Source organism: Streptomyces sp. LMG1-1-1.1 (genome assembly GCF_040815545.1).
In the GTDB taxonomy this organism is placed as follows: domain Bacteria; phylum Actinomycetota; class Actinomycetes; order Streptomycetales; family Streptomycetaceae; genus Streptomyces.
Genome location: NZ_JBFPNH010000060.1, coordinates 1 through 12,397 on the forward strand (window position 1 = coordinate 1; position 12,397 = coordinate 12,397).

The window sequence follows — 12,397 nt, forward strand, 5'->3', positions numbered from 1 at the left end:
TCCCTCGTGCGTGCGGCGCCCGTGCGGGCCTCCCTCGTGCGGGCCGCGCCCGTGCGGGCCTCCCTCGTGCGGGCCGCGCCCGTGCAGGCCCTCCCGTGTGGGCCGCCGCCCCCCTGCAGGCCCTCCCGTGTGGGCCGCCGCCCCCCTGCAGGCCCTCCCGTGTGGGCCGCCGCCCCCGTGCAGGCCGCGCTTGCGCTCGTGCGGGCCGCCCTCGCGCCTCGTGCGGGCCGCGCCATCCGCCCGCCCCACCCTCCGTGTGGGCAATCGTCCCGCTGGGGCGGGACGGGTGGGCACACGGGACGGCGCCCTCGGCGGCGCCTCCGCCCCCATATGCCTGAACCCGCACCCGATGTGCGTCGTGCACGGGGTGCGGGTTCAGGCGCGGAAGCCTAGGCCCGGCAAGGGGCGCCGTTCCGTTGTGCCCACCCGTTCCGCCCCAGCGGAACGATTGCCCACAACGGGGGAGGGCGGGGGTGCCGCCCCTGCGGAACACAGGCCCACAGGGAGGGTGGGCGCAGCCCGGGTGGGCGCAGCCCCGGCGGAACACGAGCCCACAGCGAGGGTGGGCGCAGCCCCGGCGGAACACAGGCCCACAGCGAGGGTGGGCGCAGCCCAGGTGGGCGCCGCCCCGGCGGAACACAGGCCCACAGCGAGCATGGGCGCAGCCCAGGTGGGCGCCGCCCCGGCAGAACACAGGCCCACAAGGAAGGTGGGCGCAGCCCGGGTGGGCACCCTCTCGGCGTAACGCGGGCCCACGGCGCGGGTGGGCGCCGCCCCGGCGGGGTGGAGCCCGCAGCGGGGGTGCCCGGGTGCCGGCGGGGCGGGGGCAGGCGGCGGGCGGGGGGTTAGGGGAGGTGGGGGTGGAGGTCGGCGGTGGCGGGGTCGCCGTAGGCCTTGGTGAAGCGGTCGACGAAGTTGGCGCGGGCGAGGGTGTACTCCTGCGTACCGAGCGTCTCGATGACGAGCGTGGCGAGCATGCAGCCCAGCTGCGCGGCGCGCTCGAGGCCGACGCCCCAGGAGAGCCCGGTGAGGAAGCCGGCGCGGAAGGCGTCGCCGACGCCGGTCGGGTCGACCTTGGCGTTCTCCTCGGGGCAGCCGACCTCGATGGGGGTCTCGCCGACGCGCTCGATGCGGACGCCGCGCGAGCCGAGGGTGGTGATCCGGTGGCCGACGCGGGAGAGGATCTCGGCGTCGGTCCAGCCCGTCTTGGACTCGATGAGGCCCTTCTCGTACTCGTTGGAGAAGAGGTAGGTGGCGCCGTCGAGGAGCGTGCGGATCTCGTCGCCGTCCATGCGCGCGATCTGCTGCGAGAAGTCGGCGGCGAAGGGGATCCCGCGGGCCTTGCACTCCTCGGTGTGGCGGAGCATCGCCTCGGGGTCGTCGGCGCCGATGAGGACGAGGTCGAGGCCGCCCACGCGGTCGGCGACGGCCTTGAGCTCGATCTGCCGGGCCTCGCTCATCGCGCCCGTGTAGAAGGAGCCGATCTGGTTGTGGTCCTGGTCGGTGGTGCAGACGAAGCGGGCGGTGTGGAGGACCTCGGAGATGCGCACCGAGCCGGTGTCGACGCCGTGCCGGTCGAGCCAGGCGCGGTACTCGTCGAAGTCGAAGCCGGCGGCGCCGACCAGGACGGGGCGGCTGCCGAGCTGGCCCATGCCGAAGCAGATGTTGGCGGCGACGCCTCCCCGGCGTACGTCGAGGTTGTCCACGAGGAAGGAGAGGGACACCGTGTGGAGCTGGTCGGCCACGAGCTGGTCGGCGAACCGGCCGGGGAAGGTCATGAGGTGGTCGGTGGCGATGGAGCCGGTGACTGCGATACGCACGGCGGGGCGCTCCTGCGGGAAGGCGGTAATGACAGTTCACGCTACCGGTTGGGCGGTGTCCTGCCGAACAGTGGAAACTACCCCAGAGTAGGGCTTTTCTCCGGAGCGGTGCGGTGCATACGGTGCGGCCATGACCACCTACCCCGCTCCTCGCGAGCGACACGAGTCCGAGTTGAGCCTCGCGCAGCTGTGCGGGGACGGCGCTCGGATGGCCCCGCACTGGGTCGCCCCGGTCGCTCCCGCGCCCGCGCCGGTCTCCCCCGCCCTGATCCACGGGGTGGTCGTTCCGGACGCCTCGGCACGGCTGATCGACGCGACCGCCGAGTACGGCGGCTGACGGACGGAACCGTCCGCCCGCCCGCTCCGTCCCACCTCTGTCCGATCGAGACGAGGGAGCGTTGCGGTGAGCGGTACGGAGAACGTACGGAGGCGACGGAACGTCATCGCCGCCTCGGTGGCGGCGGGAGTGCTGTTCGCCGGCGGCGGCGGGGTCTATCTGGCCGCGACGGCGTCCGGCGAGGCCAAGTCGGCCGGGGCCGGCGGCGCGGCCGCCGACGCGGCCGGTTCGCCGCCTCCTCTGCGCCTGGAGAGCGGCGGCAGCGGTGACGGCGGCGCCGGTATCGCGCCGGGTGAGCCGGACCCGGGCGGCGGTCCCCAGGGGACCGTCTACACAGCCAAGGGCCCACTCCCCCAAGGGCCCTCCTCGGCCGCGGTCCACCGGCCCGAGGGCCTGGTCACCTCGGCCGAGGTGACCAGGCTGGCCGAAGCGCTGGGCATCTCCGGCAGCCCGGTCCTGGAGGGCCAGGTCTGGACGATCCGTCCGGAGAAGGACGGCTCGGGACCGCGTCTCGACGTGGCGCGGAAGGCCCCCGGGAACTGGACGTACTCCTGGTACGACGGCGGTCCGGTCGGGGACTCCTGCCTCAAGGGCAAGGCCTGCCCGCCGCCGGGTGAGGCGAAGCCGTCGCGCGGCGGTTCCCCGGTGAGCGAGGCGGCGGCGAGGGCGGCGGCGGCACCGATCCTGAAGGTGCTCGGGCAGGACGACGCGAAGGTGACGGCGTCGCAGGTCATGGACGGCTCGGTGCGGGTGGTCAACGCCGATCCGGTGATCGGCGGACTGCCGACCTACGGCTGGTCGACGGGGCTGCACATCGGGCCGGACGGCCGGCCCGTCGCCGGCAGCGGGATGCTGGAGGAGCCGGCGGCGGGAGCCACGTACCCGGTGATCGGGGCCGCGAAGGCGCTCGCCGAGCTGAACGAGGAATCGAAGGGCACCGGCCCGGTCGGCATCGGCGGCTGCGCCACGGACCCGCCGGCGGGCGTCGACGGGAACGGCAAGGACGACTCGGCGGGCGGCGGGAGCGGGAAGGGCGGCCCGGCCGCGCCCTGCCAGTCGATCGCGGAGGTGGCACCGCCGACGGAGGTCCCGGTGACGGGTGCGGTGTTCGGGCTGGCAGCGAAGGACGTGGCGGGCGAGCGGGTGCTCGTACCGGCGTGGCTGTTCACGGCGGACCCGGTGGACGCGTCGCCGTACACGGTGGTCGAGACGGCCGTGGCGCCGGAGTTCCTGGCGCCGCCGGTGAAGCCGTCGCCGGAGCAGGGTACGGCGCCGGTCCGGCAGGTCGAGTCGTACCGGCCGGACGAGGGCGGCCGGAAGCTGACCGTCACGTTCTGGGGCGGGGTGTGCAGCACGTACACGGTCACGGCGCAGGAGACCCCGGAGGCCGTCACGGTCCGGATCACGGAGTCGCCTGCCGATCCCGACCGGGTGTGCGTCGCGATGGCCGTGGAGGTCTCGAAGACGGTGGCCCTGAAGGACCCGGTCGGTTCGCGGACGGTGGTCGACGCGGCGAGCGGGCAGCCCGTGCCGCGTCGCTGACGGAGCCCGCGTACGCGTGAGGGCGGCGGCCCGGGACCTGGTCCCGGGCCGCCGCCCTCACGTGCGTACGGGTTTAGCTGAACGAGTCGCCGCAGGCGCAGGAGCCCGTGGCGTTCGGGTTGTCGATGGTGAAGCCCTGCTTCTCGATCGTGTCGACGAAGTCGATCGAGGCACCCCCGAGGTACGGGGCGCTCATGCGGTCGGTGACGACCTTGACGCCGTCGAAGTCCTTCACGACATCGCCGTCGAGCGAACGCTCGTCGAAGAACAGCTGGTAACGCAGGCCGGAGCAGCCACCGGGCTGAACGGCGACGCGCAGGGCCAGGTCCTCGCGGCCTTCCTGGTCGAGGAGGGCCTTGACCTTGGCCGCGGCGGCGTCGGACAGGAGGATGCCGTCGCTGACAGTGGTCTTCTCGTCCGATACGGACATCTGCTTCTCTCCCGGTGTGTACGGAGACTGCTTGCCGACGGTTGGAACCGGCGGTGCCCCGGATTCATTCCGGGTCGGGTGGGTCTTTGCTTCTTTCATGCTCGCACACCATGTCCGCGAGTGCGGACGGCGAATTCGTCACATCGACACTATGGACATCGTCAATGTGACGTGAAGCGGTTATGATAGATAGCGTCATTTAGACGAAAAGGTTTCCCCCGAAGACCCGAATGAAAGGGTGCGTGACGTGACCACCGCCCAGCCCCTGGATGTGCAGCCGACGCCGCTCGCCCTGCTGCTGCTCGGCCGCGAGGCCGACCCGAAGAGCGAGCGCGGTGTGGAGTGTCCCGGCGATCTGCCGTCGCCCTCCGACCCGGACCTGGTGGAGCGCGCCCGCGCGGCCAAGGAGAAGCTCGGGGACAAGGTCTTCGTGCTCGGCCACCACTACCAGCGTGACGAGGTCATCCAGTTCGCCGACGTGACCGGCGACTCCTTCAAGCTCGCCCGTGACGCGGCGGCCAAGCCCGAGGCCGAGTACATCGTCTTCTGCGGTGTCCACTTCATGGCGGAGTCGGCCGACATCCTCACCGGCGACGACCAGAAGGTCGTCCTGCCCGACCTCGCGGCCGGCTGCTCGATGGCCGACATGGCCACCGCCGAGCAGGTCGCCGAGTGCTGGGACGTGCTGACCGAGGCCGGCATCGCCGAGCAGGTCGTGCCCGTCTCGTACATGAACTCCTCGGCCGACATCAAGGCCTTCACCGGCAAGCACGGGGGCACCATCTGCACCTCGTCCAACGCCGAGCGGGCCCTGAACTGGGCCTTCGAACAGGGCGAGAAGGTGCTGTTCCTGCCGGACCAGCACCTGGGCCGCAACACCGCCGTCCGCGACATGGGCATGTCCCTGGACGACTGCGTGCTCTACAACCCGCACAAGCCGAACGGCGGCCTGACCGTCGAGGAGCTGCGGGCCGCCAAGATGATCCTGTGGCGCGGCCACTGCTCGGTGCACGGCCGGTTCTCGCTGGACTCGGTGAACGACGTCCGCGAGCGCATCCCGGGCGTGAACGTGCTCGTCCACCCCGAGTGCCGGCACGAGGTCGTCGCCGCCGCGGACTACGTGGGCTCGACCGAGTACATCATCAACACCCTGGAGGCGGCCCCGGCCGGCTCCAAGTGGGCGATCGGCACCGAGCTGAACCTCGTCCGGCGGCTGGCGAACCGTTTCGCCGACCAGGACAAGGAGATCGTCTTCCTCGACAAGACCGTCTGCTTCTGCTCGACGATGAACCGCATCGACCTCCCCCACCTGGTGTGGACCCTGGAGTCCCTGGCCGAGGGCAACCTCGTCAACCAGATCCGGGTCGACGAGGAGACGGAGAGCTTCGCCAAGCTCGCCCTGGAGCGGATGCTGGCGCTGCCGTAACGCACGCACCGAGCCTGACGACGGAAGGGCCGGGTCCCCGCGCATCGCGCGGGGACCCGGCCCTTCCGGGGTTTCGGACGTCAGACGCCCGCCGGCTCCACGGGCTCCTTCGGCTGCGCCGGGACCGCCGCGCCCTTCGCCTCCCGCTTCGCCGCCTTCTTCTTCGCGCGGCGCTCCTTGCGGAGCTCCACCATCGCGTAGAGCGTCGGGACGAGGAGCAGGGTCAGCAGCGTCGACGTGATCAGGCCGCCGATCACCACGACGGCCAGCGGCTGCGCGATGAAGCCGCCCTCGCCGGTGACGCCAAGGGCCATCGGCAGCAGGGCGAAGATCGTCGCCAGGGCGGTCATCAGGATCGGGCGGAGCCGGTGCCGGCCGCCCTCGATCACCGCTTCGACGACGCCCAGACCCTGGGCCCGGTACTGGTTGATCAGGTCGATCAGGACGATCGCGTTGGTGACGACGATGCCGATGAGCATCAGCATGCCGATCATCGCCGGGACGCCCATGGCCGTGCCGGTGATCACCAGCAGGCCGATGGCGCCCGTCGCGGCGAACGGGATCGAGACCAGCAGGATCAGCGGCTGGATGAGCGACCGGAAGGTCGCCACCAGCAGCATGAAGACGATCGCGACGGCCGCGAACATCGCCAGGAGGAGGTTGATCTGGGCCTCCTCCAGGTCCTCGGTGGCACCGCCGACGGTCGCGGTGGCGCCCTTCGGCAGGTCGAGCTTCTTGATCTTCTGCGTGAGGGCGTTGCCCACCGCGCCGGTGTCGTCACCGGTCGGCTTGGCCGTGACCGTCGCGGAGCGGGCGCCGTCGATCCGGGTCATGGAGACCGGGCCGGGGACCAGTTCGACGGTGGCGATGTCGCCCAGCTTCAGCGGGCCGACGGGCAGGGCCTTCAGCTCGGCCAGGGTGGTGGCCGGCTTCGCCGAGGTGATGAGGACGTCGCGCTCGCTGTCGTCGAGGATCGCCTTGGCGGCCGGGGTGCCCCGGACGGCCTGGGCGACGATCGCGCCGAGCGAGGTGGTGTCGAGACCTGCGTCGGCGGCCTTGTCGTTCGCCTTCACGGAGACGCGCGGGACGGACTGCGAGAGGTCGCTCTGGACGTCGGTGACGTCCGCCAGCTCGGCGACCGCGGTGCGGACCTGCTCGGCGGCCTGCTTCAGGACCTCCGGGTCGGCGGCCTTCACGACCACGCTCAGGTCCTGGTTGCCGAAGCCGTCGCCGGCGCCGATCGTGGTGTCGCCGATGCCGTCGAGCGCGCCGAGGGCCGTGTCGATGGCGTCCCGGGTCTTCTCGTACGAGGCGGACTCCTCCAGGCTGACCTTGTAGGTGGCCTGGTGGGAGCCGGTGGCACCGCCGAAGGCCGCCATGAAGCCGGAGGAGCCGACGGTGACCTGGTAGTCCTTGACGCCCTCGGTCTCCGCGAGGACCTTCTCGATCTTCTTCGCGGCCTCGTCGGTGGCGCCCAGGCCGGTGCCGGGCTCCAGCTCCTGCCGGATGTTGAGCACCTCCTGATCACCGGGATCGAAGAAGTTCGTCTTCAGGAGGCCGCCCATGGCGACGGTGACGGCCAGCACGGCGAGCGCGATGGTCACACTGGTGAGCCGGCGTCGGGTCGCGAACCGCAGGACCGGCACGTACGCGCGCTGGAGACGGCTCTTCTCCTCCTTCTCCTCGGCCAGGCGGCGGGCCCGCTCCGGGTCCTCGGACGTGCCCTCGGGCGCGCGCAGGAACCAGTACGAGAGGACCGGGACCACGGTCAGGGAGACCAGCAGCGAGGCGAGCAGGGCCGCCGTCACCGTCAGCGAGAAGGAGCCGAACATCTCGCCGACGATGCCGCCGACCAGGCCGATCGGCAGGAACACGGCGACGGTGGTGAGGGTCGAGGAGGTGACGGCGCCCGCGACCTCGCGGACCGCGGTGAGGATCGCGCTCCGGCGCTCCTCGCCGTATCCCAGGTGCCGCTTGATGTTCTCCAGGACCACGATCGAGTCGTCCACGACCCGGCCGATGGCGATGGTGAGCGCGCCGAGCGTCAGCATGTTGAGCGAGAGGTCGCGGGTCCACAGCACGATGAGGGCGAGGACGACCGAGAGCGGGATGGAGACCGCGGTGACCAGGGTCGAGCGGATCGACGCGAGGAAGACCAGGATCACCAGGACGGCCATGACGAGGCCGAGCGCGCCCTCGGTGGTCAGGCCGGAGACGGCCTTGGCCACGGCCGGGCCCTGGTCGGAGACGATGGTGAGCTCGGCGCCGGCGCCGAGGTCGCGGCGCAGCTCGGGGAGCTTCTCCCCGACCGCGTCGGAGATGGCGACGGCGCTGCCGTCCTTGTCCATGGTGGCCATGACGGCGAGGGTCGGCTTGCCGTTGGTGCGGGTGAGGGAGACGCGCGGGGACTCCTCCTGCCGCACGTCGGCGACGTCGCCGAGGCGGACCGCCTTGCCCTTGCCGGGGACGGCCGCCGGGATGCGCAGGTCCTCGATCTGCCGCAGCGAGGTGTAGCCGCCGCCGACCTGGATCGTGCGGGACTTGCCGGCCTCCGAGAAGGCGCCGGCCGGCATCGTGGCGCCGCCGGAGCGCAGGGCCTCGGCGAGCTTCATGGTGGTGAGTCCGGCGGCGGCGAGCTTCCGCTCGTCGGGCGTGACGGAGACCTGGAGGTCCTGGACGCCGCTGACGGCGACCTGGCCGACGCCGTCGATGGCCTCCAGGGCGGGCACGACGGTCCGCTCCAGCTGGTCGGCGAGGGCCTGCTGGTCCTTGTCGGACGCGGCGGCCAGGACCACGGTCGGCATGTCGTCCGTCGAGCCGGCGATCACCTGCGGGTCGACGGAGTCGGGCAGCTGGGCGCGGGCGCGGTTCACGGCCTGCTGGACGTCGGCGACGAGCTGCTTCGTCGACTCGTCGCCGTAGTCGAAGGAGGCCATGACGACGGCCATGCCCTCGGAGGCGGTGGAGGTGACCGACTTGAGCCCGTCGACGGCCTTGAGGTTGCTCTCCAGCGGCTCGACGACCTGCTTCTCGACCACATCGGGAGAGGCGCCCTGGTAGGGGGCGAGGACCGAGACCACGGGGAGCTCGATCGAGGGCAGCAGTTGCTGCTTCAGCTGCGGGATCGCGATCACCCCGAACACGATCGCGACGATGGACATCAGCCCGATCAGGGCCCTTTGCGCGAGGCTGAATCTCGACAGCCAGGACATGGGGTCTCTCTTCTGTGGCGTACTCGTCGGCGGGCGGGAGCAGCCAGGACCCCGGCCTTGATCCGCCGGAGGTGCCCCCCGCCTATACGATCTGCCATCCGCGGCCGGAAGTCCTCGGCCCCCGGGTGCACTTCCTTATCCCGCGCATACCGCGTCTGGAGTACGCCGGTGTGATCCGTCAGTCCACCCGGGGACGTACCAGTCCCGATTCGTAGGCCGTCACCACCAGCTGGGCCCGGTCGCGGGCGCCGAGCTTGGCCATCGTCCGGTTGACGTGGGTCTTCACGGTGAGGGGGCTGACGTCGAGCCGCTCGGCGATCTCGTCGTTCGACAGTCCGCCCGCGACGAGGACGAGGACCTCGCGCTCGCGGGCGGTCAGGGCGGCGAGGCGTTCGGAGCGGGCCCGGCCGCTCCCGTCGCCGGATTCCGCGCCCGCGCCCTGGGCGAGGAAGGTGGCGATCAGGCCCTTCGTGGCGGCCGGGGAGAGCAGTGCCTCGCCGGCGTGCGCGATCCGGATCGCGCCGAGCAGCTCCTCGGGTTCGGCGCCCTTGCCGAGGAAGCCGGACGCGCCGGCGCGCAGCGACTGCACGACGTACTCGTCGACCTCGAAGGTGGTCAGCATCACGATCCGTACGTCCGCGAGCTCGGGGTCCGCGGTGATCATGCGGGTGGCGGCCAGTCCGTCCGTGCCCGGCATGCGGATGTCCATCAGGACGACGTCGGGCCGCTCGGAGCGGGCGAGGGCGACGGCCTCGGCGCCGTCGGGCGCCTCGCCGACGACCTCCATGTCCGGCTCGGAGTTCACCAGGACCTTGAAGGCGCTGCGGAGCAGGGCCTGGTCGTCGGCGAGCAGTACCCGGATCGTCATGTGTCCTCCCCCGTGCGGGACGTCACCGGCAGTATCGCCTGGACGCGGAAGCCGCCGCCGTACCGGGGGGCGGCGGTGAGGGTGCCGCCGAGCGCGCCGACCCGCTCGCGCATGCCGAGGAGGCCGTGGCCGCCGGACCCGTCGGGCGCCCCGGTCTGCGGGACGCCGTTGTCGAGGACGGTGATCTCGACCGTACGGCCCACCCGGACGACGCTGACCTCGGCCTCCGCGTCCGGTCCCGCGTGCTTGCGGACGTTGGTCAGCGCCTCCTGCACGATCCGGTACGCGGCGAGGTCGACGGTCGCGGGCAGTGGCTTCTCGCCGTCGGCGCGCGCCACGGCGACCGGGAGGCCCGCCTTCCGGAAGCTGTCGAGCAGTCCGTCGAGGACGGCGAGCCCCGGGGCGGGCTCGGTGGGGGCCTCGGGGTCGCCGGACTGGCGCAGCAGGCCGACGGTGGCGCGCAGTTCGTCGAGCGCGGAGCGGCTCGCCTCGCGGACGTACGAGAGGGCCTCCTTCGCCTGGTCAGGGCGCTTGTCCATGACGTGGGCGGCGACGCCGGCCTGCACGTTCACCAGGGCGATGTGGTGGGCGACGACGTCGTGGAGGTCGCGGGCGATCCGCAGCCGCTCCTCGGCGACCCGGCGGCCCGCCTCCTCCTCGCGGGTCCGCTCGGCCCGCTCGGCCCGTTCCCGGATCGCGTCGACGAACGCCCGGCGGCTGCGGACGGCGTCCCCGGCCGCGGCGGCCATGCCGGTCCAGGCGAACACCCCGAGGTTGTCCTGCGCGTACCAGTGCGTCGGCCCGAAGATCATGGCCGCGGCGGTGAGCACCGCCATCGTGACCAGGCCGACCCGCCAGGTGGTCGGCCGGTCCGTGCGCGCGGCGACCGTGAACAGCGCGACGACCGCGCTCATCGCGATCGGCGCCGGCCGGCTGGCGCTGACCAGCTCGAAGAGGCTGATCGTCACGGTGAAGCAGAGCACGGCGAACGGCTTGCGGCGGCGCAGCACCAGCGCGGCCGCCCCGGCCACCATGATCAGCACGCTCCACACGTCCGGCGAGTGGTCGCCGAACGTCGGCCCGTCCGGACTGCCGTGCGGGTCGGTGAACGACCCGGCGATCATGGAGACGAGCACGCCGAAGGCGAGCACCGCGTCGAAGGCCAGCGGATGGGCCCGGAACCCGTCACGGACACGGACGTAGGGGGTCCCGGTGGAGGAGCCGGTGGGGGTCACGGGGGACAACGGTACGGGGCGGCGGACCACGGGGGTACGGCGCCGGTCCCGGAAGCCCGACGGGGCGGGGGCTCGGGGCCACGCGCGGAACAGGGTCCCGCGGGGTCCTGCGGGGTCCTGCGGAGGTAGGGGCCGGGCGTCGCGGCCCGAGCTCGGGAGCGGATGCGGCGGCGGGGCGGGCGCGGCCGGATACGCGACGGTCCCGGCGCCCTTGGGGGGCGGCGGGACGGCCGGATACGCGACGGTCCCGGCGCCCTTGGGGGCGGCGGGACCGTCGGGTGAGCAGGTTCAGCCCGGGATGAGGCCGTCGTCGGAGAGCATCGCCCGGACCTCGTCGAGGCTCGCGTCCGGAGCCGGGAGGATCAGCTCCGAGGGCTCCAGGGCGTCGTCCGGGAGGGGCTCGCCGAGCCGCCGGACGGCGTCGAGCAGGCCGCCGAGCGTGCGCCGGAAGCCTTCCTCGTCCCCCGACTCCATCTCTGCGAGGAGCTCGTCGTCGAGTCGGTTCAGCTCGACGACGTGGCTGTCGGCCAGCTTCCGCTGGCCCTCCCCCATGATCCGTACGATCATGACGCGTCCTGTCTGTCGCCTACTTCTCGAAGCGAGGGTGGGACTGCTGGGTGCGGTCCTGCGGCGCGGCCGCGCCACCGCCCTCGATGGCCTGCTGCTGCGCCGACGGGCCGCCGGCCAGTTCGGCCTTCATCCGCTGGAGTTCGAGCTCGACGTCCGTGCCACCGGAGAGCCGGTCCAGCTCCGCCTGGATGTCGTCCTTCGCGAGCCCGGACTGGTCGTCCAGGGCGCCCGAGGCGAGCAGCTCGTCGATCGCGCCCGCGCGCGCCTGGAGCTGGGCGGTCTTGTCCTCGGCCCGCTGGATCGCGAGACCGACGTCGCTCATCTCCTCCGAGATGCCGGAGAAGGACTCGGCGATCCTGGTCTGCGCCTGGGCCGCCGTGTAGGTCGCCTTGATGGTCTCCTTCTTGGTGCGGAAGGCGTCGACCTTGGCCTGGAGGCGCTGGGAGGCGAGGGTGAGCTTCTCCTCCTCGCCCTGCAGCGTCTGGTGCTGCACCTCCAGGTCGCTGACCTGCTGCTGGAGGGCGGCCCGACGGGACAGCGCCTCGCGCGCCAGGTCCTCGCGGCCGAGCGCCAGCGCCTTGCGGCCCTGGTCCTCCAGCTTGGCGGACTGGCCCTGCAGCTGGTTCAGCTGGAGTTCGAGCCGCTTGCGGGAGGTGGCGACGTCGGCCACGCCGCGCCGCACCTTCTGCAGCAGCTCCAGCTGCTTCTGGTAGGAGTAATCGAGCGTCTCGCGCGGATCCTCGGCCCGGTCAAGGGCCTTGTTCGCCTTCGCGCGGAAGATCATCCCCATACGCTTCATGACACCGCTCATGGGCTTCGCGCGCCCCCTTCTGACGGACTTCGGCTCCAGCTCTCCAACAGGATCCACAGTACGGGCCCTGTCTCCATTACCGCACTGTTCGGAGCTCGATGCGCTCCTCCCCAAGGACGACTAGGTGCGGCGTTCCCTCCGGCCCA

General features: G+C 72.2%; 10 protein-coding genes. 3 read left to right on the top strand and 7 right to left on the bottom strand.

The window, feature by feature from the left end; genetic code table 11:
* Window positions 1–845: 845 nt before the first annotated feature.
* The gene (locus MRBLMG1_RS30435; protein ID WP_367827375.1) at window positions 846–1,820 is read right to left on the bottom strand and encodes a carbohydrate kinase family protein; all 975 of its coding nucleotides are present in this window, start codon (window positions 1,818–1,820) and stop codon (window positions 846–848) included.
* A 130-nt stretch (window positions 1,821–1,950) separates the two neighbouring features.
* Between MRBLMG1_RS30435 and MRBLMG1_RS30440 the strand changes: the two genes are divergently transcribed.
* Together MRBLMG1_RS30440 and MRBLMG1_RS30445 are read left to right on the top strand one after the other, a co-directional pair.
* Entirely contained in the window at window positions 1,951–2,157 is a 207-nt protein-coding gene (locus tag MRBLMG1_RS30440; protein ID WP_367827376.1) for a hypothetical protein, read from the top strand.
* 66 nt (window positions 2,158–2,223) lie between these two features.
* The gene (locus MRBLMG1_RS30445) at window positions 2,224–3,699 is read left to right on the top strand and encodes a hypothetical protein (RefSeq protein WP_367827377.1); all 1,476 of its coding nucleotides are present in this window, start codon (window positions 2,224–2,226) and stop codon (window positions 3,697–3,699) included.
* Window positions 3,700–3,772: 73 nt separating this feature from the next.
* Here the strand turns inward: MRBLMG1_RS30445 and MRBLMG1_RS30450 are convergent, their stop codons facing one another.
* Window positions 3,773–4,129 (bottom strand): HesB/IscA family protein, encoded by a 357-nt coding sequence (locus MRBLMG1_RS30450; RefSeq protein WP_015033024.1) that lies wholly within the window; start codon window positions 4,127–4,129, stop codon window positions 3,773–3,775.
* A 247-nt stretch (window positions 4,130–4,376) separates the two neighbouring features.
* On the opposite strand from MRBLMG1_RS30450, the gene nadA reads away from it, so the two are divergent.
* Window positions 4,377–5,555 (top strand): quinolinate synthase NadA, encoded by a 1,179-nt coding sequence (gene nadA / locus MRBLMG1_RS30455; protein ID WP_367827378.1) that lies wholly within the window; start codon window positions 4,377–4,379, stop codon window positions 5,553–5,555.
* A gap of 80 nt (window positions 5,556–5,635) precedes the next feature.
* Here nadA and MRBLMG1_RS30460 read toward each other — a convergent pair whose 3' ends face one another.
* From MRBLMG1_RS30460 to MRBLMG1_RS30480, 5 genes are all read right to left on the bottom strand, one after another.
* The gene (locus MRBLMG1_RS30460) at window positions 5,636–8,767 is read right to left on the bottom strand and encodes an efflux RND transporter permease subunit (protein ID WP_367827379.1); all 3,132 of its coding nucleotides are present in this window, start codon (window positions 8,765–8,767) and stop codon (window positions 5,636–5,638) included.
* Between the two features lie 178 nt (window positions 8,768–8,945).
* Window positions 8,946–9,635: a response regulator gene (locus MRBLMG1_RS30465; protein ID WP_367827380.1), complete on the bottom strand. Its 690-nt coding sequence runs from the start codon at window positions 9,633–9,635 to the stop codon at window positions 8,946–8,948.
* Window positions 9,632–10,870, bottom strand: a complete 1,239-nt coding sequence (locus MRBLMG1_RS30470; RefSeq protein ID WP_367827381.1) for a sensor histidine kinase — start codon at window positions 10,868–10,870, stop codon at window positions 9,632–9,634. Before MRBLMG1_RS30470 ends, MRBLMG1_RS30465 begins: the two co-directional genes overlap by 4 nt.
* A gap of 288 nt (window positions 10,871–11,158) precedes the next feature.
* Window positions 11,159–11,437 carry a PspA-associated protein PspAA gene (gene pspAA / locus MRBLMG1_RS30475; protein ID WP_367827382.1) on the bottom strand — a complete coding sequence of 93 codons (279 nt, stop codon included), beginning with the start codon at window positions 11,435–11,437 and terminating at the stop codon, window positions 11,159–11,161.
* Window positions 11,438–11,456: 19 nt separating this feature from the next.
* Window positions 11,457–12,251, bottom strand: coding sequence for a PspA/IM30 family protein (locus MRBLMG1_RS30480; RefSeq protein ID WP_367827383.1), 795 nt, complete (start codon window positions 12,249–12,251; stop codon window positions 11,457–11,459).
* Window positions 12,252–12,397: the final 146 nt, after the last annotated feature.